Source organism: Streptomyces sp. NPDC107528 (genome assembly GCF_055639295.1).
Map to the genome: position 1 here is coordinate 208,857 of NZ_JBVKAV010000008.1, position 25,891 is coordinate 234,747.

At 70.1% G+C, this 25,891-nt stretch carries 23 protein-coding genes; 7 read left to right on the forward strand and 16 right to left on the reverse strand.

Going from position 1 to position 25,891, the window contains the following annotated elements; all coding sequences use genetic code 11:
• Positions 1-20: 20 nt before the first annotated feature.
• Positions 21-1,838, reverse strand: coding sequence for a glutamine--fructose-6-phosphate transaminase (isomerizing) (gene glmS, locus ACZ7L5_RS25880; protein ID WP_471519150.1), 1,818 nt, complete (start codon positions 1,836-1,838; stop codon positions 21-23).
• A gap of 14 nt (positions 1,839-1,852) precedes the next feature.
• Positions 1,853-2,110 (reverse strand): hypothetical protein, encoded by a 258-nt coding sequence (locus ACZ7L5_RS25885; RefSeq protein WP_328427477.1) that lies wholly within the window; start codon positions 2,108-2,110, stop codon positions 1,853-1,855.
• 208 nt (positions 2,111-2,318) lie between these two features.
• Between ACZ7L5_RS25885 and ACZ7L5_RS25890 the strand changes: the two genes are divergently transcribed.
• Positions 2,319-3,881, forward strand: a complete 1,563-nt coding sequence (locus ACZ7L5_RS25890) for a purple acid phosphatase family protein (protein WP_471519153.1) — start codon at positions 2,319-2,321, stop codon at positions 3,879-3,881.
• Between the two features lie 25 nt (positions 3,882-3,906).
• Here the strand turns inward: ACZ7L5_RS25890 and ACZ7L5_RS25895 are convergent, their stop codons facing one another.
• Positions 3,907-4,791 (reverse strand): DUF4429 domain-containing protein, encoded by an 885-nt coding sequence (locus ACZ7L5_RS25895; RefSeq protein WP_471519155.1) that lies wholly within the window; start codon positions 4,789-4,791, stop codon positions 3,907-3,909.
• A gap of 70 nt (positions 4,792-4,861) precedes the next feature.
• Here ACZ7L5_RS25895 and ACZ7L5_RS25900 point away from each other — a divergent pair, with 70 nt between their 5' ends.
• Positions 4,862-6,436 carry a beta-N-acetylhexosaminidase gene (locus ACZ7L5_RS25900; protein WP_471519157.1) on the forward strand — a complete coding sequence of 525 codons (1,575 nt, stop codon included), beginning with the start codon at positions 4,862-4,864 and terminating at the stop codon, positions 6,434-6,436.
• 133 nt (positions 6,437-6,569) lie between these two features.
• Here the strand turns inward: ACZ7L5_RS25900 and ACZ7L5_RS25905 are convergent, their stop codons facing one another.
• From ACZ7L5_RS25905 to ACZ7L5_RS25930, 6 genes are all read right to left on the reverse strand, one after another.
• The gene (locus ACZ7L5_RS25905; protein WP_471519159.1) at positions 6,570-8,342 is read right to left on the reverse strand and encodes an IucA/IucC family protein; all 1,773 of its coding nucleotides are present in this window, start codon (positions 8,340-8,342) and stop codon (positions 6,570-6,572) included.
• Positions 8,339-8,878 carry a GNAT family N-acetyltransferase gene (locus ACZ7L5_RS25910; protein WP_471519161.1) on the reverse strand — a complete coding sequence of 180 codons (540 nt, stop codon included), beginning with the start codon at positions 8,876-8,878 and terminating at the stop codon, positions 8,339-8,341. The genes ACZ7L5_RS25905 and ACZ7L5_RS25910 overlap by 4 nt, the downstream gene beginning before the upstream one ends.
• A complete protein-coding gene (locus ACZ7L5_RS25915; protein WP_471519163.1) occupies positions 8,875-10,152 on the reverse strand; it encodes a lysine N(6)-hydroxylase/L-ornithine N(5)-oxygenase family protein in 1,278 nt (425 codons plus the stop codon). The genes ACZ7L5_RS25910 and ACZ7L5_RS25915 overlap by 4 nt, the downstream gene beginning before the upstream one ends.
• On the reverse strand, positions 10,136-11,578 hold the full coding sequence (desA, locus tag ACZ7L5_RS25920) for a lysine decarboxylase DesA (RefSeq protein ID WP_362382825.1): 1,443 nt from the start codon (positions 11,576-11,578) through the stop codon (positions 10,136-10,138). Before desA ends, ACZ7L5_RS25915 begins: the two co-directional genes overlap by 17 nt.
• A gap of 166 nt (positions 11,579-11,744) precedes the next feature.
• On the reverse strand, positions 11,745-12,554 hold the full coding sequence (locus ACZ7L5_RS25925) for a siderophore-interacting protein (protein ID WP_471519165.1): 810 nt from the start codon (positions 12,552-12,554) through the stop codon (positions 11,745-11,747).
• A 124-nt stretch (positions 12,555-12,678) separates the two neighbouring features.
• Positions 12,679-13,722, reverse strand: a complete 1,044-nt coding sequence (locus tag ACZ7L5_RS25930) for an ABC transporter substrate-binding protein (protein WP_471519167.1) — start codon at positions 13,720-13,722, stop codon at positions 12,679-12,681.
• Positions 13,723-13,971: 249 nt separating this feature from the next.
• Here ACZ7L5_RS25930 and ACZ7L5_RS25935 point away from each other — a divergent pair, with 249 nt between their 5' ends.
• The 3 genes from ACZ7L5_RS25935 (at position 13,972) to ACZ7L5_RS25945 (ending at position 16,530) form a co-directional block, all read left to right on the forward strand.
• The gene (locus tag ACZ7L5_RS25935; RefSeq protein WP_471519169.1) at positions 13,972-14,676 is read left to right on the forward strand and encodes a VanZ family protein; all 705 of its coding nucleotides are present in this window, start codon (positions 13,972-13,974) and stop codon (positions 14,674-14,676) included.
• Positions 14,677-14,756: 80 nt separating this feature from the next.
• Positions 14,757-15,431 (forward strand): response regulator transcription factor, encoded by a 675-nt coding sequence (locus ACZ7L5_RS25940; protein WP_471519171.1) that lies wholly within the window; start codon positions 14,757-14,759, stop codon positions 15,429-15,431.
• Positions 15,424-16,530: a sensor histidine kinase gene (locus ACZ7L5_RS25945; RefSeq protein WP_471519173.1), complete on the forward strand. Its 1,107-nt coding sequence runs from the start codon at positions 15,424-15,426 to the stop codon at positions 16,528-16,530. Before ACZ7L5_RS25940 ends, ACZ7L5_RS25945 begins: the two co-directional genes overlap by 8 nt.
• Before the next feature lie 56 nt (positions 16,531-16,586).
• Here ACZ7L5_RS25945 and ACZ7L5_RS25950 read toward each other — a convergent pair whose 3' ends face one another.
• From ACZ7L5_RS25950 to ACZ7L5_RS25965, 4 genes are read right to left on the reverse strand one after another with little or no spacing between them, the layout of a single operon-like run.
• A complete protein-coding gene (locus tag ACZ7L5_RS25950; protein ID WP_363037690.1) occupies positions 16,587-17,747 on the reverse strand; it encodes an acyl-CoA dehydrogenase family protein in 1,161 nt (386 codons plus the stop codon).
• Between the two features lie 6 nt (positions 17,748-17,753).
• A complete protein-coding gene (locus ACZ7L5_RS25955; protein ID WP_471519176.1) occupies positions 17,754-18,686 on the reverse strand; it encodes a hydroxymethylglutaryl-CoA lyase in 933 nt (310 codons plus the stop codon).
• Positions 18,683-20,647, reverse strand: coding sequence for an acetyl/propionyl/methylcrotonyl-CoA carboxylase subunit alpha (locus tag ACZ7L5_RS25960; protein ID WP_471519178.1), 1,965 nt, complete (start codon positions 20,645-20,647; stop codon positions 18,683-18,685). Before ACZ7L5_RS25960 ends, ACZ7L5_RS25955 begins: the two co-directional genes overlap by 4 nt.
• A gap of 14 nt (positions 20,648-20,661) precedes the next feature.
• Complete coding sequence (locus ACZ7L5_RS25965) at positions 20,662-22,278, reverse strand: carboxyl transferase domain-containing protein (RefSeq protein WP_471519180.1); 1,617 nt, start codon at positions 22,276-22,278, stop codon at positions 20,662-20,664.
• 97 nt (positions 22,279-22,375) lie between these two features.
• On the opposite strand from ACZ7L5_RS25965, the gene ACZ7L5_RS25970 reads away from it, so the two are divergent.
• Positions 22,376-22,972 carry an SACE_7040 family transcriptional regulator gene (locus ACZ7L5_RS25970; protein ID WP_328881483.1) on the forward strand — a complete coding sequence of 199 codons (597 nt, stop codon included), beginning with the start codon at positions 22,376-22,378 and terminating at the stop codon, positions 22,970-22,972.
• Between the two features lie 18 nt (positions 22,973-22,990).
• On the opposite strand, the gene ACZ7L5_RS25975 is transcribed toward ACZ7L5_RS25970, so the two are convergent.
• The 3 genes from ACZ7L5_RS25975 to ACZ7L5_RS25985 are packed head-to-tail and all read right to left on the reverse strand — an operon-like array spanning position 22,991 to position 24,992.
• Entirely contained in the window at positions 22,991-23,647 is a 657-nt protein-coding gene (locus ACZ7L5_RS25975) for a response regulator transcription factor (protein ID WP_328881484.1), read from the reverse strand.
• Positions 23,635-23,877: a hypothetical protein gene (locus ACZ7L5_RS25980; RefSeq protein WP_471519183.1), complete on the reverse strand. Its 243-nt coding sequence runs from the start codon at positions 23,875-23,877 to the stop codon at positions 23,635-23,637. Before ACZ7L5_RS25980 ends, ACZ7L5_RS25975 begins: the two co-directional genes overlap by 13 nt.
• Positions 23,865-24,992: a sensor histidine kinase gene (locus ACZ7L5_RS25985; protein ID WP_471519184.1), complete on the reverse strand. Its 1,128-nt coding sequence runs from the start codon at positions 24,990-24,992 to the stop codon at positions 23,865-23,867. The genes ACZ7L5_RS25980 and ACZ7L5_RS25985 overlap by 13 nt, the downstream gene beginning before the upstream one ends.
• A 134-nt stretch (positions 24,993-25,126) precedes the next feature.
• On the opposite strand from ACZ7L5_RS25985, the gene ACZ7L5_RS25990 reads away from it, so the two are divergent.
• Positions 25,127-25,807, forward strand: coding sequence for a DedA family protein (locus tag ACZ7L5_RS25990; protein ID WP_471519186.1), 681 nt, complete (start codon positions 25,127-25,129; stop codon positions 25,805-25,807).
• Positions 25,808-25,891 lie beyond the last annotated feature (84 nt).

The following is a 25,891-nucleotide window of genomic DNA, read 5'->3' on the forward strand; positions in this document are numbered from 1 at the left end:
CGCCCCTGAAAAGGGGCCAACTACTCGACCGTTACCGACTTGGCGAGGTTGCGCGGCTTGTCGATGTCCCGTCCCAGGGTCAGGGCCGTGTGGTAGGCGAGGAGTTGGAGGGGGATGCCCAGCAGGATGGGGTCGAGTTCGTCCTCGTTCTTGGGGACGATGATCGTCTGGTCGGCCTTTTCCTGGGGCTGGTGGGCCACTGCGAGGATCTTGCCGCTGCGGGCCTTGATCTCCTCCATGGCGGCGCGGTTCTTCTCCAGGAGGTCGTCGTCGGGGACGATCGCGACCGTGGGGAGGGCCGGCTCGATCAGGGCCAGCGGGCCGTGCTTGAGCTCGGAGGCCGGGTAGGCCTCGGCGTGGATGTAGGAGACCTCCTTGAGCTTGAGGGAGGCCTCGCGGGCGACCGGGTAGCCGCGGACGCGGCCGATGAAGAGCATCGAGCGGGCCTCGGCGTACTGCTGGGCCAGCTTCTCGATCTCGCCCTCCTGCTCCATGATCCCGGCGATCTGGGCGGGCAGCTTGCGCAGGCCCTCGATGATGCGCTTGCCGTCGCGGACCGAGAGGTCGCGGGTGCGGCCCAGGTGCAGCGCCAACAGGGCGAAAGCGACCGTCGTGTTGGTGAAGCACTTCGTCGAGACCACGCAGACCTCGGGGCCGGCGTGCACGTAGATGCCGCCGTCGGCCTCGCGGGCGATCGCGGAGCCGACCACGTTCACGATGCCCAGGACCCGCGCGCCCTTGCGCTTCAGCTCCTGGACGGCGGCGAGGACGTCGTAGGTCTCACCGGACTGGGAGACCGCGATGTACAGGGTGTCGGGGTCGACGACCGCGTTGCGGTAGCGGAACTCCGACGCCGGCTCGGCGTCCGCGGGGATGCGGGCCAGCTCCTCGATCATCTGGCCGCCGATCATGCCCGCGTGGTACGAGGTGCCGCAGCCCAGGATCTTCACGCGGCGGATCTTGCGGGCCTCGCGGGCGTCCAGGTTGAGGCCGCCGAGGTGCACGGTGGAGAAGCGGTCGTCGATGCGGCCGCGCAGGACGCGGTCCACGGCCTCGGCCTGCTCGTGGATCTCCTTGTGCATGTACGTGTCGTGGCCGCCCATGTCGTACGACGCGGCCTCCCACTCGACGGTCGTGGGCTCGGCCGTCGTACGGGTGCCCTCCGTCGTGTAGGTGCGGAAGTCGTCGGCCTTGAGGGTGGCCATCTCGCCGTCGTCCAGCGTCACTATCTGCCGGGTGTGGGCGACCAGGGCCGCGATGTCCGAGGCGACGAACATCTCCTTCTCGCCGATGCCGAGGACGACCGGGGAGCCGTTGCGGGCGACGACGATGCGGTCCGGGAAGTCGGCGTGCAGGACCGCGATGCCGTACGTGCCCTCGATGAGCCGCAGCGTCTCGCGGACCTTGTCCTCCAGCTTCTCCGCCTGCGAGCGGGAGATGAGGTGGACGAGGACCTCGGTGTCGGTCTCGGAGAGGAACTCGACGCCGTCGGCCTCCAGCTTGCGCCGCAGGTCGGAGGCGTTGTCGATGATGCCGTTGTGCACGACGGCGACCGTGCCCTCGGCGTCCAGGTGCGGGTGGGCGTTCACGTCGGAGGGGGCGCCGTGGGTGGCCCAGCGGGTGTGGGCGATGCCGGTCGTGCCCTTGAAGCGCGCCGGGACCTTGGCCTCCAGGTCGCGCACCCGGCCCTTGGCCTTGACCATCTTCAGGGCGGGCGCCTTCGGGGAGGAGACGACCACGCCGGCCGAGTCGTAGCCGCGGTACTCCAGGCGCTGCAGGCCCTCCAGCAGCAGGGGCGCCACGTCACGCTTCCCGATGTATCCGACGATTCCGCACATATATATAGGTATCCCTAGCCGTAGACGATGCGGCGCAGCTGGCGGAGCGTGAGCTCCGGTGGTGCCACCGCCCGGTATTTCAGGTCCGCCTCGATCCGTTCGAAGATCTCCGCGTTCACCAGGCCCTGGGCCTGGAGCTCGCGGTGGCGGCGGCGGACGACCTCTTCGGTCGTCTCGTCGAAGTAGGCGAGCACGTCCTGGATCACCCGCAGTGCCTCGCCCCGGCTGAGGGGCGTGCTGCGGGTCAGGTGATCAACAAGGTCGTCGTGCACTCGGTAGATCCTGAGGTATGAGGGAGCGCTTCGCAAGAATCCTGCCCGATTTCGGGCAGCTGCCTGGTAATCGGCTGGCAATCTGCTGTTGAACCTCCTTGGAAGAACATTGAGGGTCTCATGGGGGCCTGTTCCGGAGCCGTCCATACCGCGGCCCGTATCCCGTTGCCTGAGGGGACGAGTTTCGGACGCCATGGACATTCCTCGCATGGGAGTACCCCAGCAGCTGGCCGAGCGCATGAGCATGGCCGAGCAGCACGAGTACCTGCGCGCCAAGTTCTCGCGGCGCACGATGATCAGAGGCGGCGCCGTCACGCTGGGCGCCGTCGCGGGCGGCACCTTCGTACCCGGCGCCACCGCACAGGCCGCCGTGCCGACGCGGACGGCCCCGCACACCGAGACCGTCGACGGCGCCCTCGTCGCCCCCTTCGGCCGCCACCTCGCCTACGGCAACGACGCACGCACCGAGATGACCGTCTCGTGGCAGGTCCCGGTCGCCGTGAAGAAGCCGTTCGTGCGGATCGGCGCCCACCCCTGGGACCTCTCCCGCAAGATCGAGGCCGAGGTCCGCACCCTGCACACCCCGGCCGGCGTCGGGGCGAGCGCCGACCACACCCAGTACTACGTCCACGCCAAGCTCAGCCACCTGCGCCCCGGCCGGACGTACTACTACGGCGTCGGCCACCAGGGCTTCGACCCCGCCGAGTCGCACCTGCTCGGCACCCTCGGCACCTTCACCACCGCGCCCGCACACAAGGAGCCGTTCACCTTCACGGCCTTCGGCGACCAGGGCGTCAGCTACCACGGCCTCGCCAACGACAGCCTGCTCCTCGGTCAGAACCCGGCGTTCCACCTGCACGCCGGTGACATCGCGTACGCCGACCCGGCCGGCCAGGGCAAGGCCGCCGACACCGGCTTCGATTCGCGGGTGTGGGACCAGTTCCTGGCCCAGACCGAGTCCGTCGCCAAGTCGGTGCCGTGGATGGTGAGTTACGGCAACCACGACATGGAGGCCTGGTACTCGCCCAACGGCTACGGCGGCGAGGAGGCCCGCTTCACGCTCCCCGACAACGGGCCGGACCGGAAGAACCTGCCGGGCGTCTACTCCTTCGTCCACGGCAACACCGCGATCATCTCGCTCGACCCGAACGACGTCTCGTACGAGATCCCCGCCAACCTCGGCATCTCCGGCGGCACGCAGACCAAGTGGTTCGAGGCGCAGCTGAGGAAGTTCCGGGCCGCCCACGACATCGACTTCGTCGTCGTGTTCTTCCACCACTGCGCGTACTGCACCTCCACCGCGCACGCCTCGGAGGGGGGTGTGCGCCAGGAGTGGGTGCCGCTGTTCGAGAAGTACCAGGTGGACCTGGTCATCAACGGCCACAACCACCAGTACGAGCGCACGGACGTGATCAAGGGCGACAAGGTCACGAAGAAGCTGGAGATCGGCGGCACGGCGTACCCCGAGACCGAGGGCGTGGTGTACGTGACCGCGGGTGCGGCGGGCCGCAGCCTGTACGCGTTCAGCGCTCCGGACTCCTACGAGGGGCACGAGAACGAGGTCGACTCCGTGGCCTCCTTCGTCAACCTCAAGGACGGCAAGCAGAACGAGACGGTCGCCTGGTCCCGGGTGCGCTACCTCAACTACTCGTTCCTGCGGGTGGACGTCCAGCCCGCCCCGCGGGGCCGCTACGCCACCCTGAAGGTCCAGGGCATCGCCGAGACCGGTGACCGGATCGACCACTTCACGGTGGCCCGCCGGGCCAAATAGGCCCACGCGGGGCCCGGCAAGTCCGCTACATCCGCTTGAGAACCGCCTGCTTGGCCAAGGTGAACTCCTCGTCCGTCAGCACGCCCGTGTGATGGAGCTCGCCGAGTTCGCGCAGGCGGCGCAGGAGGGCGTCGTGGTCGTCCTCGGCGGCCGCGACCCGAGGGGAAGGCAGCTCCGGTCGCGCGTCCGCCACGTCCGTACCGGTGGCCTTGGCCGGATGCGGGAGGCGGGCCTGGACCGCCGCCGCGACCAGGGCCATCAGCGGGTCCTTCTTGAAGCCCCACAGCTCCACCGAGTTCGGGTCGTACTTGGGCGGGGCCTTGGTGGGCGCGTTCCTGACGGTGAAGCGGAGGTGCCCGTTCTCCAGGCCCGCCGCCGGATGCCACTCCACGGCCGTGAGGTCGGTGACCGTGAGGGAGCGGCTGCCGGCGGCGGCCTTGGCGTCCTCCGTCTTCCAGTTCCACTCCAGGCGGATGTTCTCGCCGTCGAAGGTCGCGGTGCCGTCCCCGGCGGAGACCGACAGGGGCACCGAGGGGCCCGGCAGCAGGTACGCGTCGACCGGGTCGGCCGGGACCTGGTCGAGCAGGAGGGCGTTTCGCACCTCGTCCACGAAGTACTCGGCGACGCCGTAGCGGTCGGACTCGACGATCAGCTGATACGGGTCGTTGGGCTCGGTGAGCCGGCCGCCGGTGGCGTGCAGCAGCGGGTCGGCGCCGTCACGCAGCCGCAGTCGCAGCCGCCCGGCCTTCTTGCCCTGCTCGAAGGAGACCCCCGCCAACGCCCCCAGGGGGACGACCAGTTCACCCAGCGTCTTGCGGAACAGGCTGACGTTCTTGTCCCGTCCGGGAGTCAGCCGTAGTGCGTCGCCGTCGAAGACCCACGTGCCGTCCTTCTGGATGATTTCCGCCATGGGGTGGATTGTTCCACCAGTCTCACGAGAGAGTGGTCCAGACCTCTTGGCTCATGGAAGGGACGGCCTTGTGAGACAGCGCCACAGATCGTTTCGCCTTCTCGGTTCCCTGCTGCTCGTCGCGATGGGCGTCTCCGTGACGGGGGCGGCCCCCGCGTCGGCGGCGTCGGCCACCCCGCTCGACCGGGTGGTCCCCGCGCCCGCCTCGGTCGCCCCGAGCGGATCCCCCTACCGGATCACCCGCGACACCCGCATACGCGTCGACGACTCCCGCGAGGCCCGCCGCGTCGGCGACTACCTCGCGGCCGTCCTGCGCCCCTCCACGGGCTACCGCCTCCCGGTCACCGCCCACGGTGGCGGCGGTATCCAACTGCGCCTGGCGAAGGGCTCGTACGGCGACGAGGGCTACCGCCTCGACAGCGGCCGCAAGGGCGTCACCATCACCGCGGCCCGGCCCGCCGGGCTCTTCCACGGCGTCCAGACCCTGCGCCAACTGCTGCCGGCGGCCGTCGAGAAGGACTCCGTCCAGCGGGGCCCCTGGCTGGTCGCGGGCGGCACGATCAAGGACACCCCGCGCTACGGCTGGCGCGGCGCCATGCTCGACGTCTCCCGGCACTTCTTCAGCGTCGACCAGGTCAAGCGCTACATCGACCAGCTCGCCCTCTACAAGATCAACAAGCTGCATCTGCACCTCAGCGACGACCAGGGCTGGCGCATCGCCGTCGACTCCTGGCCGCGCCTGGCGACGTACGGCGGCTCGACCCAGGTCGGCGGCGGTCCCGGCGGGTACTACACCAAGGCCGACTACAAGGAGATCGTCCGGTACGCGTCCTCCCGCTATCTGGAGGTCGTCCCCGAGATCGACATGCCCGGCCACACCAACGCCGCCCTCGCGTCCTACGCCGAGCTGAACTGCGACGGCGTCGCGCCCCCGCTCTACACCGGCACCGAGGTCGGCTTCAGTTCGCTGTGCGTCAACAAGGAGATCACGTACGACTTCGTGGACGACGTGATCCGGGAGCTCGCCGCGCTCACGCCGGGCAAGTACCTCCACATCGGCGGGGACGAGGCGCACTCGACCAGCCACGAGGACTATGTGAAGTTCATGGACCGCGTGCAGCCGCTCGTCGCCAAGTACGGCAAGACGGTGGTCGGCTGGCATCAGCTCACCGGGGCGACTCCGGCGAAGGGCGCTCTCGCGCAGTACTGGGGCCTGGACGGCACGAGCGCCGACGAGAAGGCGCAGGTCGCCAAGGCCGCGCAGAACGGGACGGGGATCGTGCTGTCCCCGGCCGACCGGATCTACCTCGACATGAAGTACACGGCGGACACTCCGCTGGGGCTGGACTGGGCCGGTCTGGTGGAGGTGAAGCGGTCGTACGACTGGGATCCCGGCAACTACCTTCCCGGGGCGCCCGCTTCGGCGATCCGGGGTGTCGAGGCGCCGCTGTGGAGCGAGACGCTCACCAAGTCCGCGGACATCGAGTACATGGCCTTCCCGAGGCTGCCGGGTGTTGCGGAGCTCGGGTGGTCTCCGGCTTCCACGCATGACTGGGATGCCTACAAGGTGCGGCTTGCCGCGCAGGCTGAGCGGTGGGAGGCGTTGGGGATCGGGTTCTACCGGTCGCCGCAGGTTCCATGGTGATTCGTCGTCTGCGGGCCGGCGGGGGCTTGCCGCGCAGTTCCCCGCGCCCCTGAAGACCAAGGGCGCCCACGCCCCGGACATATGGACGTGCACCCCCGGAGGACCGTACTCCGGGGGTGCACGCCGGTCTGTGTCAGAGCCCTGCGATGGGGTTCTTCAGGTTGCCGACCAGCTGGAGGGCGCCGGCCGGGTCCGCCAGGTCCACCATCTGCTTGTTGTTGCGCAGCTGGAGGCGGTTCAGGCAGGACAGGGCGAACTCGGGGGCGAACATGTCGTACTGCTTGAACTTGTCGGCGAGTTCGGGCACCGAGTGCTGGTAGTCCCGGGTGACCTCGGCGACCGTGCGCCAGAAGTCGTCCTCCTCCAGGATTCCCTCGGCCGCGAGGTTGGCGGCGAGGAAGCGGAAGAAGCAGTCGAAGACGTCCGTGAAGATGGACAGGAGCTTCTTGTCCTCGGGGACCTCCACGCGCAGCCGCTCGACCGTCGGCGGCAGCACCGCGTCCGGGTCCATGACCGCGATCTCCTCGGCGATGTCCTTGTAGACAGCGCGCTCGACGACGCCGTCCTTGAGGGCCAGGATGACGTTCTCGCCGTGCGGCATGTAGACGAGGTCGTAGGCGTAGAAGCTGTGCAGCAGCGGGGTGTAGTACGCCTTCAGGTAGCGGCGCAGCCACTCCACCGGCGCCAGCCCCGACTGCTCGATCAGCGCGCCCGCGAAGGACGCGCCCTCGTGGTCGACGTGGACGAGGGAGGCCATGGTGGCCAGCGACTCGCCCTCCCGGAGGGAGGCGACGGGGCTCTCGCGCCAGAGCGCGGCCAGCATCTTGCGGTACGGCGAGTAGCGGTCCGTGGCCGCCTCGTACTCCAGGTGCCGGTAGCCGACGGCCGCGCGCTCGCGGATGATCGACAGGCCGGTGTCCCGCAGAACCGGGTCGTTGTCGATGAGCTGGGCGAGCCAGTCGTTGATGGCCGGGGTGGCCTCCATGTACGCCGCCGAGAGGCCGCGCATGAAGCCCATGTTGATGACGGACAGGGCCGTCTTCACGTAGTGCTTCTCGGGGCTGGACCGGTTGAAGAAGGTCCGGATGGACTGCTGGGCCAGGTACTCGTCGTCGCCCTCGCCGACGCAGACGAGGTGCCCCCGGGCGACCTCGGCGGCGAAGGTGACGGTGAGCTTGTTCCACCACTGCCAGGGATGGACCGGGATGAGGAGGTAGTCGGCGGGGTCGAGGTCCTGGTCGCGCAGGACGCCGTTGAAGCGCTCGACGGTCTCCTCGCCCAGCTCCTGCCGTACGAAGGACTCGTAGTCGATGCCGACACCGGCCGTGAACGCGGCGCGCGAGCGGTGGGCCGCGAGCCACACCAGGCGGACCGGGCTCGCGGTCTCGGGGGCGTACGACCGGTACTCGTGGATGCCGAAGCCGAGCCGCCCGTTGTTCGCGACGAAGCAGGGGTGGCCCTCGGTCATGCCGGTCTCGATGGCCTGGAAGCCGGACTTCACGAGCTCCGCGACCGGGACCTGCGGCTTGGTGAGCTTGTAGCAGGTGCCGGAGAGGGTGGAGGAGATCTCCTCCAGGTAGACCGGCAGGACCTCGTCGCTCAGGCCCAGGGACTTCTGCAGCTCGATGAAGAAGTCCAGGGCGGCGAGCGGGAGTTCGGCGCCGTCCCGGTGGCGGGTGATCGAGTCGGCGTCGACCTGCCAGTGGTCGAGGGCCCGGATCACCGCCTTGAAGGTGTACCGCGTCAGACCGTCGTCGCTGCGGACGGCGTACTCGCCGGCGCCGGTGGCCTCCGGCGTGATGAGCCGCTCGTGCGCGAACTCGGCGAGTGCTTTGCGGATCAGGAGGCGGTTGGCCCGCGCCCAGCGGTGGGGGGACAGATGCGCTACGGCGTCGGACAGGGTCATACAGCTACTCCTCGGGCGGACAAGAACTGATCGCGCGTGCAGAAGCTCAGCAGCGCGCGCTTCTCCGGCTTGTCGATCTCACGGTCGGGAACAAAGCCCACGGCCTCGTTCAGCGCGTGTACGGCCTTGTTGCCCACGTCGGGCTCCACGACGACCCGGCGGGTGCCCGGGTCGGCGAACAGCACGTCCATCACGGCGGTGATGACGGCGCGGGTGAAGCCGCTGATGGGCCGGTCGGTGGGGGCGACCAGGAAGTGCATGCCGACATCGCCGGGCTCGGGCTCGTACAGGCCGACCAGCTCGACGTACCGGGGGTCGTACTTCTCCATCAGGAACGCCGGTTCGCCGTCGTGCAGGCCCAGGTAGGCGTGGTGGTGCTCGTGGGCCGCTATGCGCATGTACTCGCGCTCGACGTCCTGGAGTCTGGCGTCCTGCATCATCCAGAAGGCCGCCTTGGGGTCGGTGACCCAGCCGTGCAGCAGCTCGGCGTCCTTCAGGGGATCGAGGGCGCGGACGGTGAAAGTGCCGATGCTCATACGGAGAACTCCTGGAACGCGATGGTCTTCTCGACCGGGTAGTACTCGGTGCCGAGCAGCTCGCGGATGATGTACGCGTTCCGGTACGGGCCCATGCCCAGGTCCGGGCTCGTGATGCTGTGCGTGTGGACGCCGGCGTTCTGGAGGAAGACGCCGCGGCCGGTGACGTCGACGGCGTAGTTGCGGGCGACGTCGAAGTTGCCCTGGGAGTCGTAGACCAGGCGGTCCTTCACGGGCGCGAGGAACTCCGGCTCGGCGTACTTGTAGCCGGTGGCCAGCACCAGGCCCTGCGAGTCGAGGTCGAAGTCCTTCTGCTGCTCCTCCTGGCGGAAGGACAGGGTGTACGTGCCGTTCTCGTACTTCGCGCCGTTCAGCGAGGAGTTGGTGAGCAGTCGGGTCGGGACCGGGCCGCCGAGGTTCTTCTGGTAGAGCAGGTCGAAGATCTCGTTGATCAGGTCGCCGTCGATGCCCTTGAACAGGCCCTTCTGCTCGGCCGTGAGGCGGTAGCGGGTCGCCTCCGGCAGCTCGCGGAAGTAGTCGACGTACTCCGGCGATGTCATCTCCAGCGTGAGCTTGGTGTACTCCAGCGGGAAGAAGCGCGGGGAGCGGGTGACCCAGTTCAGCCGGTAGCCGTGGACGTCGATCTCGCTGAGCAGGTCGTAGTAGATCTCCGCCGCGGACTGCCCGGAGCCGACCAGCGTGATCGAGTCCTTCTTCTGCAGCTCCGCCTTGTTCCGCAGATAGCGGGAGTTGTGGATGAAGTCGCCGCCCAGGCCCTGGCAGGCCTCGGGTATGAAGGGCGGGGTGCCGGTGCCGAGGACGAGGTGACGGGCGCGGTAGGTGTCACCGGCGGTCGTCGTCACGACGTACAGCTCGTCCTCGTACGTCACCTCGGCGACCGTCGTGCTGAAGCGGATGCTGCTCAGCTTGTTCGCGGCCCAGCGGCAGTAGTCGTCGTACTCGACCCGCAGCGGGTAGAAGTTCTCCCGGATGTAGAACGAGTACAGCCGGCCCTTCTCCTTCAGGTAGTTCAGGAAGGAGTACGGCGAGGTCGGGTCGGCCAGGGTGACCAGGTCCGACATGAACGGGGTCTGGAGGTGGGCGCCGTCCAGGAACATGCCCGCGTGCCACTCGAAGTCCGGCTTCGACTCCAGGAAGACGCCGTCGAGCTCGTCGATCGGCTCGGTCAGGCAGGCGAGGCCGAGGTTGAACGGGCCGAGCCCGATCCCCACGAAGTCATGGGTTCTGGTCGGGTTTTCAGGACGCGCGGTCAAGGGACTCTCCCAGGTACTGCTCGGCGTGGCCGGCGATCAGGTCGAGGACGGCGGCGATGTCTTCGGTCGTCGTCTCGGGGTTGAGCAGGGTGAACTTCAGGTAGTGGCGGCCGCCCACCTTGGTGCCCGCGACCACCGCGTCGCCGGAGGCGAACAGGGCCTTGCGGGCGTACAGGTTGGCGCGGTCGATCTCGGCGGGGTCGGTGACGGCCGCCGGGATGTAGCGGTAGACCAGGGTGGACAGGGACGGCTCGACCACGACGTCGAAACGCGGGTCGGCGGCCAGCAGCTTCCAGCCCTCCACCGCCAGGTCGCAGACCTCGTCGAAGAGCTGCCCGATGCCGTCGGCGCCCATCGTGCGCAGGGTCATCCACAGCTTGAGGGCGTCGAAGCGGCGGGTCGTCTGCAGGGACTTGTCGACCTGGTTGGGGATGCGCTCGGTGACCATGCGGCGCGGGTTGAGGTACTCCGCGTGATAGGTGGCGTGGCGCAGCGTCGAGGCGTCGCGGACCAGCACGGCCGACGAACTCACCGGCTGGAAGAAGGACTTGTGGTAGTCGACGGTGACGGAGTCGGCGCGCTCGATGCCGTCGATGCGGCCCCGGTACTTCACGGAGGCGAGCAGTCCGCAGCCGTAGGCGGCGTCGACGTGCATCCAGGTGCCGAACTGCTCGCACAGCTCGGCGATCTCGGGCAGCGGGTCGATGGAGCCGAAGTCGGTGGTGCCGGCGGTGGCGACGACGGCCATGGGGACCAGGCCGTCCTTCTTGCAGCGCTCCAGCTCATGGGCGAGCGCGACGGTCTGCATGCGCTTGTCGTGGTCGACGGGGATGGAGACGACGGCGTCCTGGCCGAGCCCGAGGAGCTTCGCGGACTTCTTCACGCTGAAGTGGCTGACCTCGGAGGCGAAGATACGCAGTTTCGCCAGGCTGTCGGACTTGGCCTCCTCGCGGGCCAGCAGCAGCGCCTGGAGGTTGGACTGCGTGCCGCCGGAGGTGAAGACACCGTCGGCGTTCTCGCCGAGGCCTATTCGGGCGGTCGTCCAGTCGATGAGCTTGCGTTCGATGAGGGTGCCGCCGGCCGACTGGTCCCAGGTGTCCAGGGAGGAGTTGACGGCGGAGAGGATCGCCTCCCCGAGCACGGCCGGGATGACGACCGGGCAGTTGAGGTGGGCGAGGTAGCGGGGGTGGTGGAAGTAGATCGCGTCCCGGAGGTAGACGTCCTCCAGCTCGTCGAGGACCGCGGCGGTGTCGTGCAGCGGCTGGTCGAGGTCGATCGCGTCGATGGCCGGGGCGAGGGCGTCGACGGTGACACCGGTGAACGGACGGTCGGTGGCGGCGAGTTTGGCTGCCACCCGCTCTATACCTTCGGTCACGGAGCTGCGGTACCGCTCCGCGGTCGTGTCATTGAGCAGGTGCGAGCGCATGGGGAGGTCCTCCGGTGGGGACGGGCCGTGTGGTGCGGGGTGCGTGGTGCGGGGTGCGTGGGGCGGGGTGCTTGGGGCGTGCGTGAACTTAGGTTAGCCTAACCTAAGTAACGCGAACTCAGGGCAGCCGCGACCGTGACTGTGATCACGTGGCTCCCGGCGGTAACTACTCGGCGGCGCGCAGCTGTTCCTCGGTCATGCCCCGGCGCCAGTAGCCGACGAACGTCACCCGGCGCCGGTCGGTCCCGCGCTCACCGACGAAGTGCCGGCGCAGCGCCTTCACGCGGCCGGACTCACCGGCGATCCAGACGTACGGACGCTCGGCGGGCGGCAGTTCGGCGGCGCGGACGGCATCGAGGCCGTCCTCCTCGACCAGCCAGGTGATCTCGGCCTCGGCCTCGGTCACCAGGTCCTGGATGTCCCCGGCGTCGTGCACCTCCAGCCACACCCGGGCGCGGGTCCCGGCGGGCAGGGCTTCGAGGATGGCGGAGACGGCGGGCACGGCGGTTTCGTCGCCCCAGATCACCACGAGGTCGGTGTCCTGCGGGGGCCGGAACCGGATCGCCCGGTTGTCGGCGATGGCCGGACCGAGCAGCAGGACCCGGTCACCCGCGGCGGCGCGGGAGGCCCAGTGCGAGGCGGGCCCGGCGGGTTCGTGCAGGACGAAGTCGATGTCGATCTCGTCGGGGTTCCGGCGCAGGGCGCGGAGCGTGTACGACCGCATCACGGCGCGGACGTCGTCAGGGAGTTCACGCCATCCCTGCCACCAGCCGTCACCGAGTTCGAGAGGAACCTGGGGCTCGGTCTGGCCGGGGTGCGGCAGGAAGATCGACAGGCTCTGGTCACACCCGTCGGAGTGGAAGGCGTGCAGATCGGCCCCGGCGAAGGTGACCCGGACCAGGGACGGCCCGAGCCGCCGCGTCCGTACGACCTGGAGGGAGAAGAAGCGGAACGGGGCGGCTACGGCGGTCGTCATATGTGCTCCTGAGGTGACGCGCCCCAAAGGGGCGCGGGGAACTGCGCGACCAGCCACGGCGGACTCGCAGTTCACCACGGTGCGGTGGGTCTACGGCGATGAACCGGCTCTCCCAGCGGAGCGCCTACGCGACCTTCTTGGCCTTCTCGATGGCCTCGGCCAGGCTCGTCAGCAGCGGCGTGCACTTGTCGTAGGACAGGATCGGCTCGGGAGAGCGGGCGATGACCTGCCCGGCCTTCACCGCGGGCAGCTTCTTCCAGGTGGCCTCGGTGATGTCGGCCGGCTGGATCGTCGAGGAGCGGTCGTCCATCATGATGATGTCGGCCTTGTACTTGTCGACGTTCTCCCAGCTGAGGCTCTCGTACCAGCCACCCTCCTCCTTGGCCTTCTCCGGCGGCTCGACGAAGTTCACGCCGAGAGCCTTGAAGTACTCGAGGTCGATGGAGAGGTTGGTGCCGGAGACGTAGAAGATGTCCTGGCTCGCGGAACCGGCCATCACCTTGATCTCGGGGCGGGCCTTGGCGGCCTTGCGCAGACGCTCCGCGGCGGCCTCGAAGTCCTTCTTGGACTGGGCGGCCTTGTCGGCCTTCATGTCCGCGCCGAGGGACTCCGCCAGCTCCCACATCTTCTGCAGCGGCTGGGTGATCTGGCGGTCGTAGACGGAGATCGCGGCGCTCGGGGCGAGCTTGGCGATCTTGTCCTTGGAGGCCTCCGGGACGTACCAGAGGGTGCCCGCGCTGTCGAAGGTCGTGGAGATGAGGACCTCGGGGGCGAACGCCGCGTACGCCTCGACGTTGAACTGGTCCCAGACGTTGCCGAAGACGGTCAGCTTGCTGACGTCCATGTCGCCGGCCTGGACGTCGGCCTTGCCGTCCTGCGTCTTGGTCGGGCCGAAGACGCCCTTGACCTCGATGCCGTAGTCGTGCAGGGCGGCAGCGACACCGACGAAGGCCACGATCTTGGTGGGGACCTTGTCGAGCTTCACGGTGGTGCCGCGGTCGTCCTTGAACGCCCAGGGGCCGGACTTGGCAGCGGTCGTGGCGTCGTCCGAGCCACCGTTTTTCGCGTCGTCGTCCCCGCAGGCCGCGAGCACGGCGCCGAGGCCGAGGGCGCCGCCCGCGGCGAGGATGCCGCGACGGGTGAGGTGGGTGGCTCTTGCGTTGGACATGGGTACGCTGCTTTCGAACAGGGCTGATCACCGGCCGGACAATTCGAAGGTAGGTTAGCCTAACCTGAGCTGATCTCCCAGGGGTGGGTCCCTTGTGATCGAAGCTGTGCGTGCCCTGAGGGGTGTGTACCTGAACCGACAAGGTTCAACGCCCTTGCATTGAGGGCTTGTTGACGCCTTCGCGCGTATCGCGGGCATATCGAAAATCGCATACGCCGCGGCAACGGACCCTCCGTCTCCAATGGGGGCATGAACCCCAACGCATCCCTGACGGCACCGCCCCGCCGCACACGCAGGATCGTGCTCCTCGGTCTGGCGGTCCTCGGCGTCGCGAGCGCCCTGTTCGTCGTGCGGGGGCCGCTCATGATGTCGGCTCCGAGGTGCCTGGCAGGGCGGTGGCACGGCTGCTTCGACACCTTCAACGGGGTGGTGCTCATGACGTTGGTCGCGCTGCCGTTGGCCGTGCTGGTGGCATGGGCGCCGGCACGGCGTCGCCGTGCCGCCGGGGTCCCGTCGGCGTGGCGGACGTCGCTGGCCGAGGTGGGCATGGTCCACGGGACCGTGCCGTTCCTGTGGCTGACCATGATGCCGGGCGCCCTGCCCGGCATCGCCCCCGCCCGGGTGAGCCTGGTGCCGCTGCGGGACCTGGCCACGATGGGGCCGCTCGGGATCGTCGGCAACCTGCTGGTCTTCGCGTCCCTGGGGTTCTTCGCCCCGATGCGGTTCGCGGCGCTGGCGTCCGTGCCGCGGATCCTGGCGCTCGGGGCGGGCTGCTCGGTCCTGGTCGAGACCGCACAGTACGTGCTGCGCCTCGACCGGGTGTCGTCCGTGGACGACGTGTTGGTCAACGCTGCCGGCGCCGTGCTCGCCGCGCTGGCATCGCGCCGCTGGTGGCGCACCTCGGCGGACGCGCCGTCGGACCGGCCTCGCCCCGCGCCGGCTCCGACGGGCTGAGTCGTGTGTCCGGTGTGCACAGGTCTTTGCGCATGTCCTTGGATACGTCCGCGATATGTTCCGCTGCTTAGGCTGCGGGTATGCGCGTACTGATCGTGGAGGACGAGCCCTACCTGGCCGAAGCCGTCCGTGACGGTCTGCGGCTGGAGGCGATCGCCGCCGACATCGCAGGCGACGGCGACACCGCCCTGGAACTGCTCAGCGTCAACTCCTACGACCTCGCGGTCCTCGACCGTGACATCCCCGGCCCCTCCGGCGACGAGGTCGCCCGGCGCATCGTCGCCTCCGGCAGCGGCATCCCGATCCTCATGCTCACCGCTGCCGACCGGATCGACGACAAGGCCTCCGGGTTCGAGATCGGTGCCGACGACTACCTGACCAAACCGTTCGACCTGCGGGAGCTCGTCCTGCGGCTGAGGGCGCTCGACCGCAGGCGGGCGTATGCCCGGCCCCCGGTCCGCGAGATCGCGAACCTGCGGGTCGACCCGTTCCGCCGGGAGGTCTTCCGTGACGGACGCCATGTCGCGCTGACGCGCAAACAGTTCGCCGTCCTCGAAGTGCTCGTCGCCGCCGAGGGCGGGGTCGTCAGCGCCGAAGAGCTGCTCGAACGGGCCTGGGACGAGAACGCCGACCCTCTCACCAACGCCGTGCGCATCACCGTCTCGGCACTGCGCAAACGGCTCGGCGAACCATGGATCATCGCCACGGTGCCCGGCGTCGGCTACCGGATCGACTCCGGTACCCCGCATGACTAGACGCCCAGGGCTCAGTGCCCGACTGAAACTCACCCTCAGCTACGCCGGGTTCCTCGCCGTCGCCGGCGCTCTCCTGCTGACCGTGGTGTGGATGTTCCTGCTGCGCTACGTACCCGACAACCCCCAGGGGCTGCTCGGGATCTCGCCCAACCGCTATCTCCTCGTGCGCACCTTCTTCCCCGCCGCGGCCGTGGCGATGGGCTTCCTGCTCGTGTTCGGCCTCCTCGGGGGATGGCTCCTCGCCGGCCGGATGCTCGCACCGCTCACACAGATCACGGACGCGGCGCGGATGGCCGGGAACGGGTCGCTGTCCCACCGGATCCGCATGAAGGGCCGCCATGACGAATTCCGTGACCTCGCCGATGCCTTCGACACCATGCTCGAACAACTCGAGTCCCACGTCGGCGAGCAGCAGAGGTTCGCCGCGAACGCCTCCCATGAACTGCGCACCCCGCTGGCCATCTCGCGGACGCTCCTCGACGTCGCCCACAAGGACCCGACGCGGGACCGGGGCGAACTCATCGAACGCCTTCAGGCCGCCAATACGCGCGCGATCGACCTCACCGAGGCCCTTCTGCTGCTCAGCCGCAGCGACCGCGGGCACGTCAGCCGCGAGAGCGTCGACCTCTCCCTGGTCGCCGAAGAAGCCGCCGAAACCCTGCTTCCCCTCGCCGAACAGCGCGGGATCACGCTTGACGTCATCGGCGGGACGACAAGGACCGGCGGCTCCGCGGAGCTCCTGCTGCGGATGGTGACGAACCTCGTCCAGAACGCCATCGTCCACAACCTCCCCGCCGGCGGCACCGTGACGGTCCACACCGAGACACACGGCGACACGACCGTGCTGCGGGTCGAGAACACGGGCCGGACGCTCCCGCCGGAACTGCTACCGACCCTCACCGAACCCTTCCAGCGCGGCACGGAACGCGTACGCGCCGACGAGCACGCCGGGGTCGGCCTCGGGCTGGCCATCGTGCACAGCATCGTCCGCGCCCACGACGGAACCCTCGGCCTCGTCTCCCGCCCCGCCGGCGGTCTCCTCGTCACGGTCCGGCTTCCCGGCACGCCGTCGGTACCGTCCCCGGGCGGGACCCGCTGAATCGTCGAAGAGAGCTGTGAGGCTCCCGGGACAGCGGGCCCGCCCGGCCGTGGGACTCAGCCCACGAGTCCCAACTCCCGCGCGATCAGCATCCGCTGCACCTCGCTCGTGCCCTCGCCGATCTCCAGGATCTTGGAGTCCCGCCACATCCGGGCCACCGGGTACTCGTTCATGAAGCCGTAGCCGCCGTGGACCTGCGTCGCGTCGCGGGCGTTGTCGACCGCGATCGTGGACGAGTAGAGCTTCGCGAGCGCCGCCTCCTTCTTGAAGGGCTCCCCGGACACCAGGCGGGAGGCCGCGTCGCGCCAGGCGAGGCGGGCCGTATGGGCCTTCATCTCCATGTCGGCGATCTTGAACTGGATGGCCTGGTTGGCGCCGATGGGCCGGCCGAAGGCGTGACGTTCCTTCGCGTACTTCACCGACTCGTCCACACAGCCCTGCGCCAGGCCCGTCGCCAGTGCCGCGATGGCGATGCGGCCCTCGTCCAGGATGCGCAGGAACTGCGCGTACCCGCGGCCCTCCTCGCCGAGGAGGTTGGCCGCCGGGACGCGGACGTCCGCGAAGGACAGCTCACGGGTGTCGGAGGCGTTCCAGCCGACCTTGGAGTACGGCGCCGCGACCGTGAAGCCCGGGGTGCCGGACGGGACGATGATGGACGAGATGAGCGGCTTGCCGTCCGGCTTGCGGCCCGTCACCGCCGTGACCGTGACCAGGCCGGTGACGTCCGTACCGGAGTTGGTGATGAAGCACTTGGTGCCGTTGATCACCCACTCGTTCGTCGACTCGTCCAGGCGGGCCGTGGTGCGCGTCGCGCCCGCGTCCGAGCCGCCGTCGGGCTCGGTCAGGCCGAAGGCGCCGAGCATCTCGCCGGAGCACAGGCGGGGGAGCCACTCCCGCTTCTGGGCGTCGGTGCCGAAGAGGTGGATCGGCATCGCGCCGAGAGAGACGCCCGCTTCGAGCGTGATGGCCACCGAGGAGTCCACGCGGGCCAGCTCCTCAAGCGCGATGCCCAGCGCCAGATAGTCGCCGCCCATACCGCCGTACTCCTCGGGGAACGGCAGGCCGAACAGGCCCATGCGGCCCATCTCCCGCACGATCTCGTACGGGAACTCATGGCGCTCGTAGAAGTCGCCGATCTTGGGCGCCACGACATCGTGGGCGAACGCCTCCACCGTGCGGCGGAGTTCCTCCAGTTCGGGGGAGAGACGGTGGTCCATGGCTGTTCACTGCTCCTTGTGGGACAGGGCTCGTACGGTGCGGGAAGGGCTGGGTCGGCCCAGTTGCTCGGCCATCCACGCGCTCGTGGCGACTAGGCGGTCGAGGTCGACTCCGGTGTCGATGCCGAGGCCCCGCAGCATCCACACGAGGTCTTCCGTGGCGAGGTTGCCGGTGGCGGACTTGGCGTAGGGGCAGCCGCCGAGGCCGCCGGCGGAGGCGTCGACGGTGGTGACGCCGTGTTCCAGGGCGGCGTAGGTGTTGGCCAGTGCCTGGCCGTAGGTGTCGTGGAAGTGGACGCCGATCACGTCCGTGGGGACGCCCTCCTCGTTGAGCGCGGAGAGGAGTTCCAGCACATGTCCGGGCGTGGCGACGCCGATCGTGTCCCCCAGGCTGAGCTCGTCGCAGCCCATGTCCCGCAGCGCCCTGCACACCCGGACCACCTGGTGGACCGGGACCGCGCCCTCCCAGGGGTCGCCGAAGCACATGGAGACATAGCCGCGGACATGGATGCCCTCAGCCTTGGCGCGGGCCACGACCGGCTCGAAGACCGCCAGCGACTCGTCGAGCGTCCGGTTGAGGTTGGCCTTGGCGAAGGACTCCGTGGCGCTGGCGAAGACGGCGACCCGGCGGGCGCCGAGGGCCAGGGCGCGGTCCAGGCCGCGGTTGTTCGGGACCAGGACGGGGAGCGCCACCGGCAGGTCGCTGACGAGCGGGAACAGCTCTTCCGCGTCGGCCAGTTGGGGCACCCATTTGGGGTGGACGAAGCTGGTGGCCTCGATCGTCGTCAGCCCCGCCTCGGCCAGCCGGCGCACGAACTCCGCTTTGACCTCGGTCGGCACGGTCGACTTCTCGTTCTGCAGGCCGTCGCGGGCCCCGACCTCGTGGATGCGGACGCGGGCGGGCAGCCCCGGCGCCGGCACGACCATGGGCAGTGTCATCGCTCCTCCTGCGCGGGGTCGCCCACCGGGGTGATGACCGCCAGGACCTGGTCCATGGCGACGGTGGTGCCGGGTGTGACGTCCAGTTCGGCGACCGTGCCGGCGTGCGGGGCGGAGATGACGTGCTCCATCTTCATCGCCTCGACGACCAGCAGGCTCTGCCCTGCGGCCACTTCGTCGCCGACGGCGACCTTCACCACCGTCACCGTGCCCGGCATCGGCGCGGTGAGGGAGTCGGCGCCGGAGTGCGCGGCTCCGGTGAGGGACGCGGCGACCGGGTCGTGGTCGCGCACGTGCCAGGCGTCGCCGTCCCGGCCCAGCCAGGTGCCGTCCGGCAGGGCGGCGAGGTCGAAGGTGTGCCGGACGCCGTCCAGGGTCACCGACACGCGGCCGTCCGTGACGGTGGCGGAGCCGCGTGGGGCGTACTCCACCGGGTCCTGCACCCGCAGCGGGAAGCCGACGGGCTTCGGGGTCCCGCCGAGCCGCCAGCCGCTCGGCACCGAGAACGGGTCCGTCCAGCCGCCGCCCCGCGGTCGCAGCGCCTCCATCCGGACGGCCGCCGCCGCCTCGTAGACCTCGTCGGGTACGTCCGTGGCGACCAGGTCGTCCACCACGCGCTCGACCAGCCCGGTGTCCAACTCGCCCGCGACGACCGCCGGATGCGCGAGCAGTCGCCGCAGGAACCCGGCGTTCGTCTGCACGCCCAGCGTGACCGTCTCCGCGAGAGCCGCCCGGAGCTTGCGCAGCGCCGTGGCGCGGTCGGGGCCGTACGCGATCACCTTGGACAGCATCGGGTCGTACAGGCTGCCGACCTCGGTGCCCTCGCTGAGCCCGGAGTCGGTGCGGATGCCGTCGCCCTGGGGCTCGCGCAGCTTGCGGACCGTGCCGCCCGACGGGAGGAACCCGCGCGCGGGGTCCTCGGCGCAGATCCGGGCCTCCACCGCGTGACCGGTGAGCCGTACGTCCTCCTGCGCGAAGGCCAGCGGCTCGCCCGCCGCCACCCGCAGCTGCCACTCCACCAGGTCGAGTCCGGTGATGAGCTCGGTGACCGGGTGCTCGACCTGGAGACGGGTGTTCATCTCCATGAAGTAGTACGAGGACGGGTCGCCGCCCGGCACGATGAACTCCACCGTGCCCGCGCCCCGGTAGCCGCAGGAACGGGCCGCCTGTACGGCGGCCTCGCCCATTCCCGCTCGCGTGGCCTCGTCGAGGAGCACACTCGGCGCCTCCTCGATGATCTTCTGGTGCCGCCGCTGGAGGGAGCACTCGCGCTCCCCGAGGTGGACCACGTTCCCGTGGCCGTCGGCCAGGACCTGGATCTCGATGTGCCGGGGCCGGTCGATCCACCGCTCGACGAGGAGCGTGTCGTCACCGAAGGAGGCGCGGGCCTCACGGCGGGCGGCGGCGATCTCGTCGCCCAGCACGGCCGCGTCCCGCACCAGCCGCATGCCCTTGCCGCCACCGCCGGCCGACGGCTTGAGCAGCACGGGCATGCCGATCTCACGGGCGGCGTCGGCGAGTTGGGCGTCCGTGAGCCCGCTGCCGCTGGAGCCCGGGACGACCGGGACGCCGGCCGCCTTCACCGTCTCCTTGGCCCGGATCTTGTCGCCCATCAGCGAGATGGCGTCGGCGGGCGGTCCGATGAAGACCAGCCCGGCGTCGGCGCAGGCGCGCGCGAAGCCGGCGTTCTCCGCGAGGAAGCCGTATCCCGGGTGGACGGCCTGGGCGCCGGTGCGGGCCGCCGCCTCCAGCAGTCGCTCCACGGACAGATAGCTCTCGGCCGCCGGCGCCGGACCGATGCGTACCGCCGTGTCGGCCTCACGGACATGCCGGGCGTCGGCGTCCGCGTCGGAGAAGACGGCCACCGAGCGCACGCCCAGCGAGCGGAGCGTACGGATCACGCGGACGGCGATCTCGCCCCGGTTGGCCACGAGGACCGTGTCGAACATGGTCTGCGTCATCTGCACAGTCCCCCTCACATCCGGAAGACGCCGAACTGGGGGTCACCCAGGGGCGCGTTGGCACAGGCGGTCAGGGCGAGGCCCAGCACCTGACGGGTCTCCAGCGGGTCGATCACGCCGTCGTCCCAGAGGCGGGCCGTCGCGTAGTAGGCGTTGCCCTGGCGCTCGTACTGCTCCCGGATCGGCGCCTTGAACGTGTCCTCGTCCGCGGCCGGCCAGTCCTCGCCCCGCGCCTCCAACTGGTCCCGCTTGACGGTCGCGAGGACGGAGGCGGCCTGCTCGCCGCCCATGACGGAGATCTTGGCGCCCGGCCACATCCACAGGAAGCGGGGCGAGTACGCCCGCCCGCACATCGAGTAGTTCCCGGCGCCGTACGACCCTCCGACCACGACCGTCAGCTTCGGCACGCGCGTGCAGGCCACTGCCGTGACCATCTTGGCGCCGTGCTTGGCGATACCGCCGGCCTCGTAGTCCTTGCCGACCATGAAGCCGGAGATGTTCTGGAGGAAGACCAGCGGGATGCCGCGCTGGTCGCACAGCTCGATGAAGTGAGCGCCCTTCTGGGCGGACTCGGAGAACAGGATGCCGTTGTTGGCGACGATGCCGACCGGGTGTCCGTGGATCCGGGCGAAGCCGGTGACCAGGGTCTGGCCGAACTCGGACTTGAACTCCGAGAAGCGGGAGCCGTCGACCACGCGGGCGATGATCTCGCGCACGTCGTAAGGGGTGCGGGAGTCGACCGGGACCGCGCCGTAGAGGCCGAAGGGGTCGACCTTCGGTTCCGTGGCGGGGGTGACCTGCCAGGGGAGGGTGCCGCGCGCGGGGAGCGTCGCGACGATGTTCCGCACGATCCGCAGCGCGTGCGGGTCGTCCTCGGCGAGGTGGTCGGTCACGCCGGACACCCGGGAGTGGACCTCACCGCCGCCCAGCTCCTCCGCCGTGACGACCTCACCGGTGGCGGCCTTCACCAGCGGGGGGCCGCCGAGGAAGATCGTGCCCTGGTTGCGGACGATGACGGCCTCGTCGCTCATGGCCGGGACGTAGGCCCCGCCGGCCGTGCACGAGCCCAGCACGGCGGCGATCTGCGGGATCCCGGCGCCCGACATGCGGGCCTGGTTGTAGAAGATCCGCCCGAAGTGCTCCCGGTCCGGGAAGACCTCGTCCTGCATGGGCAGGAAGGCGCCGCCGGAGTCGACGAGGTAGAGACACGGCAGGCGGTTCTCCAGGGCCACCTCCTGCGCGCGCAGGTGCTTCTTCACGGTCATCGGGTAGTACGTCCCGCCCTTGACCGTGGCGTCGTTGGCGACGATCACGCACTCGCGCCCGCTGACCCGGCCGATCCCGGCGATGACGCCGGCGGCCGGGGCCTGCCCGTCGTACATGCCGTCGGCCGCGAGCGGAGCGAGCTCCAGGAAGGGCGAGCCGGGATCGAGGAGTGTGTCCACGCGGTCGCGCGGCAGCAGCTTTCCGCGCGCGGTGTGCCGGGCGCGTGCCTTCTCGCCGCCTCCCAGCCGGGCGGCGGCGAGCTTGCCGCGCAGCTCCTCCACGAGCGCCCGGTGGGCCTCCTCGTTGGCTTGCCAGGCCTGGGACGCGGGATCTGCCGCGCTCGCAAGCTCCGGTGCCTCGTGCATCGTGCGGTCCCCTCACCCAGTGGTCGACCAGTTAATGAGCGTTAACGCATTTCCTTCAGGTTAACGACCGCTAACCTCCCTGTCTAGAATTGCTTCCATGGCCACCAGAACCGACGCCCCGACCCGCCGCGAACAGATCCTCAAGGAGGCCGCGCGGCTCTTCGCCGAGCGTGGATTCCACGGCGTCGGTGTCGACGAGATAGGCGCCGCCGTGGGCATCAGCGGCCCCGGTCTCTACCGGCACTTCGCCGGCAAGGACGCGATGCTCGCCGAGCTGTTGGTCGGCATCAGCGGACAGCTGCTGACCGGCGCGAAGCGGCGCCTCGCGGAGGCCGACGGCGTGCCGCCGGAGGCGGTGCTCGACTCCCTCATCGAGGGCCACATCGACTTCGCCCTCGACGACCGTCCCCTCATCACCCTGCACGACCGCGAGCTGGACCGCCTGCGCGACAGCGACCGCAAGCTCGTACGGCAGCTCCAGCGGCAGTACGTCGAGCTGTGGGTGGAGGTGGTGCGCAAGGTGTACCCGGAGCTCACGGAGCCGACGGCCCGCTCGGCCGTGCACTCGGTGTTCGGGCTGCTGAACTCGACGCCGCACCTGGGGCGGCCGGGGGCGCTGCCGGGGCGGGGAGTCACGGCGGTGCTGCTGCACCGGATGGCGCGGGGGGCGTTCGGGGCGGCCGGGGTGGAGTGAGCCGTACGGCGTCCGGAGCTATCCCTCGGCCGGGGCGCTCAGGTGACGCAGTACGGCCAGGACGCGGCGGCTGTATCCGGTGGTACCGGTGAGGCCGAACTTGTCGAAGATCGCGTTGGTGTGTTTCTCGACCGCGCTCTGTGAGACGTAGAGCTGCTGTGCGATGGCCGCGTTGGTGCAGCCCTGCGCCATCAGGGCCAGCACGTCGCGCTCCCGGGGCGTGAGCCCGTGCAGCGGGTCGGTGCGGGCGCTGCGGGCGAGGAGCCGGCGGACCACCTCGGGGTCGAAGGCGGTGCCGCCGGCGCCGACGCGCTCCAGCGCGGCGAGGAACTCCTCCACCTGCATGACCCGGTCCTTGAGCAGGTACCCGACGCCCTCACTGCTGCCGCCGAGCAGCTCGGTGGCGTAGCGGCGCTCGACGTACTGCGACAGCACGAGCACGGCCGTACCGGGATGCAGCTCACGGATCCGCAGCGCGGCGCGCAGCCCCTCGTCGGTGTGCGTGGGCGGCATCCGGACATCCACGACCACGATGTCGGGCGGCTCGGCCGCCACGGCCACCAGCAGCGCCTCCGCGTCCCCCACGGCCGCCGCCACGACATGCCCCTCCTCGGCCAGCAGCCGCACGAGACCTTCTCTCAGCAGTGCCGAGTCCTCGGCGATCATGACGCGCATGGGAGCTCCGCGGTGATGAGGGTGGGGCCGCCGGGTGGGCTGTGGATGGTGAGGTGGCCGTTGGGGGCGGCGGTGCGGTGGGCAGGGCCGGGGAGGCGGCCGGTGGTGGGGTGGTGTGGGGGATCGTCGGTGGCGTAGGCCTGGATGGTGATCACGACGGCGTCGTCGGTGTGAGGCCCCACGAGGCCCTCCCGCGGCAGTGCCGAGTCCTCGGCGGTCATGACGCGCATGGGAGCTCCGCGGTGATGAGGGTGGGGCCGCCGGGTGGGCTGTGGATGGTGAGGTGGCCGTCGAGGGCGGCGGTGCGGCGGGAGAGGCCGAGCAGGCCGCCGGTGGTGGGACGGTGGGGGGCGCCGCCGGTGCCGTTGTCCTCGATGTGGATGACGATGCCGCCGTGTCGTCCGGTCACGCGGATTTCGGCCCGGGTCGCGCCCGAGTGTTTCAGGGTGTTGGTGACGGCCTCGGCGGCGACGAAGTACGCGACCGTCTGTACGGGGACCGGGGGCGGGGTGCCGTCGAGGGCGTACGTCACCTCGACGGGCAGGACCGAGCGCTCCGCGAGTTCCTCCAGGGCCGCGGCCAGCCCGCGCTCGTCCAGGGCGGCGGGGTGGATCCGCCAGGCCGTCTCGCGCAGCTCCGTCAGTGCGTGGGCGGACTCCTCGTGGGCCTGGCGCAGCAGCGCGTCCGCCTTGGCGGGGTCCGTGGCGCGGCGGGCCCGGCCCAGCAGCATGCCCAGGGCGACCAGGCGCTGCTGCACGCCGTCGTGCAGGTCGCGCTCGATGCGCCGCCGTTCGTCGTGCACGGCCTGCATCACCCCGGCCCGGGTCTCGGCCAGTTCACCGACCCGGCGCCGCAGCAGTTCCGTCTCGCTGGGGCCCAGATGCCGCCGGGCCAGCTGCTCGTCGAGCTGCGCCAGCCCGCGCCCGCCCTGTGCGCACAGGAACAGGAGGAAGACGCCGCCCAGCCCGGACAACGCGACGGTGCCGAGATGGTCGGGATCCATCACGAACCAGGCCCACACCAGCAGGGACGCGTAGGCGAGCCCGATCAGCGAGGTCAGCAGCACCAGCAGCCCGAACAGACCGAGCGGCCAGCGTGCCGCCACGTACCCGTACGCGGCCTGCCCGGTGCGCGGCGGGTCCAGCTCGGCGGCGTGGAAGACCGCGAGGCGGCGCCGCTCCAGGGCGGCGAGGCGCAGCGCGCTCGCGGGGACGGAGGAAGGGCGCCGGGCCGTCGGCCTGCGCAGCCGGCCGCCCAGGACGAGGAGGAGTTCGGCCACCGCCGTGAGCCCGCCCAGCAGCAGCCCGGCGGCGAGGCGGAGCCAGCGCTCGGTGAATCCGATCACGACGGGTCAGGCTAGCCAAGGCGGCCGGGGCGGCGCCCTGCGGAAAACCGCACTCTTCTTGTGCGGGTTCCCACAGCCTGATCTGAGGCCCTCCTCATACCGCCTTTAGGTCAAGACTTCGTAAAGTGGCCCGCATGATCATTGCTGCTGCATCCGAGGCGCCCGTCGGCGGAGTCGCCGGCTGGGCCGCCGACCTGATGGAGAAGCTGGGCGGCCCCGGCGCCGGACTGGCCATCGCCCTGGAGAACCTCTTCCCGCCGCTGCCGAGTGAGGTGATCCTGCCGCTGGCCGGGTTCACGGCGAGCCAGGGCCGGATGGACGTCGTCGGGGCCGTCGCCTGGACGACGGCCGGTTCGGTGGTGGGCGCCCTGGCCCTGTACCTGCTGGGCGCGCTCCTCGGCCGGGACCGGCTGATCTCGGTGGCGGCGCGGCTGCCGCTGGTGAAGGTCGCGGACGTGGAGCGGACCGAGGCCTGGTTCCTCCGGCACGGCACCAAGGCCGTGTTCTTCGGCCGCTTCGTGCCGATCTTCCGCAGCCTGATCTCGATACCGGCGGGAGTCGAGCGCATGCGGCTCCCGGTGTTCCTCGCCCTCACCACGGCCGGCAGCCTCATCTGGAACACCGCCTTCATCGCCGCCGGCTACGCCCTCGGTGCCCGCTGGCACGAGGTCACCGACCTGGTCGGCCTCTACTCCAAGGCGATCCTGGTGATCGTGGTCGTGGCGGCCCTGGCGTTCGTGGGCGTACGGCTGCTGCGGGCCGGGCGCGGGCGGCGGCGGCGTCCGGTCGGGTCGGGTTCGCGGAAGCGCCCCTAGGGCGCTCCTGGAGTGACGAGCGTTACGGACCTTGACCCCTGGACGCCTGTGGATACCCGCCGGTACGGTTGAGTGAGCAAGCGC

Excerpts from the sequence above, each read along its gene's own strand:
- ACZ7L5_RS25930 (WP_471519167.1), bottom strand. The coding sequence starts at position 13,722 with ATGTCCAACGCAAGAGCCACCCACCTCACCCGTCGCGGCATCCTCGCC.
- ACZ7L5_RS25910 (WP_471519161.1), bottom strand. The coding sequence starts at position 8,878 with ATGAGCATCGGCACTTTCACCGTCCGCGCCCTCGATCCCCTGAAGGAC.
- ACZ7L5_RS25895 (WP_471519155.1), bottom strand. The coding sequence starts at position 4,791 with ATGGCGGAAATCATCCAGAAGGACGGCACGTGGGTCTTCGACGGCGAC.
- ACZ7L5_RS25940 (WP_471519171.1), top strand. The coding sequence starts at position 14,757 with ATGCGCGTACTGATCGTGGAGGACGAGCCCTACCTGGCCGAAGCCGTC.
- ACZ7L5_RS25925 (WP_471519165.1), bottom strand. The coding sequence starts at position 12,554 with ATGACGACCGCCGTAGCCGCCCCGTTCCGCTTCTTCTCCCTCCAGGTC.
- ACZ7L5_RS25945 (WP_471519173.1), top strand. The coding sequence starts at position 15,424 with ATGACTAGACGCCCAGGGCTCAGTGCCCGACTGAAACTCACCCTCAGC.
- ACZ7L5_RS25950 (WP_363037690.1), bottom strand. The coding sequence starts at position 17,747 with ATGGACCACCGTCTCTCCCCCGAACTGGAGGAACTCCGCCGCACGGTG.
- glmS (WP_471519150.1), bottom strand. The coding sequence starts at position 1,838 with ATGTGCGGAATCGTCGGATACATCGGGAAGCGTGACGTGGCGCCCCTG.
- ACZ7L5_RS25980 (WP_471519183.1), bottom strand. The coding sequence starts at position 23,877 with ATGCGCGTCATGACCGCCGAGGACTCGGCACTGCCGCGGGAGGGCCTC.
- ACZ7L5_RS25965 (WP_471519180.1), bottom strand. The coding sequence starts at position 22,278 with ATGCACGAGGCACCGGAGCTTGCGAGCGCGGCAGATCCCGCGTCCCAG.
- ACZ7L5_RS25960 (WP_471519178.1), bottom strand. The coding sequence starts at position 20,647 with ATGACGCAGACCATGTTCGACACGGTCCTCGTGGCCAACCGGGGCGAG.
- ACZ7L5_RS25890 (WP_471519153.1), top strand. The coding sequence starts at position 2,319 with ATGGGAGTACCCCAGCAGCTGGCCGAGCGCATGAGCATGGCCGAGCAG.
- ACZ7L5_RS25975 (WP_328881484.1), bottom strand. The coding sequence starts at position 23,647 with ATGCGCGTCATGATCGCCGAGGACTCGGCACTGCTGAGAGAAGGTCTC.
- ACZ7L5_RS25970 (WP_328881483.1), top strand. The coding sequence starts at position 22,376 with ATGGCCACCAGAACCGACGCCCCGACCCGCCGCGAACAGATCCTCAAG.
- desA (WP_362382825.1), bottom strand. The coding sequence starts at position 11,578 with ATGCGCTCGCACCTGCTCAATGACACGACCGCGGAGCGGTACCGCAGC.
- ACZ7L5_RS25935 (WP_471519169.1), top strand. The coding sequence starts at position 13,972 with ATGAACCCCAACGCATCCCTGACGGCACCGCCCCGCCGCACACGCAGG.
- ACZ7L5_RS25905 (WP_471519159.1), bottom strand. The coding sequence starts at position 8,342 with ATGACCCTGTCCGACGCCGTAGCGCATCTGTCCCCCCACCGCTGGGCG.
- ACZ7L5_RS25955 (WP_471519176.1), bottom strand. The coding sequence starts at position 18,686 with ATGACACTGCCCATGGTCGTGCCGGCGCCGGGGCTGCCCGCCCGCGTC.
- ACZ7L5_RS25990 (WP_471519186.1), top strand. The coding sequence starts at position 25,127 with ATGATCATTGCTGCTGCATCCGAGGCGCCCGTCGGCGGAGTCGCCGGC.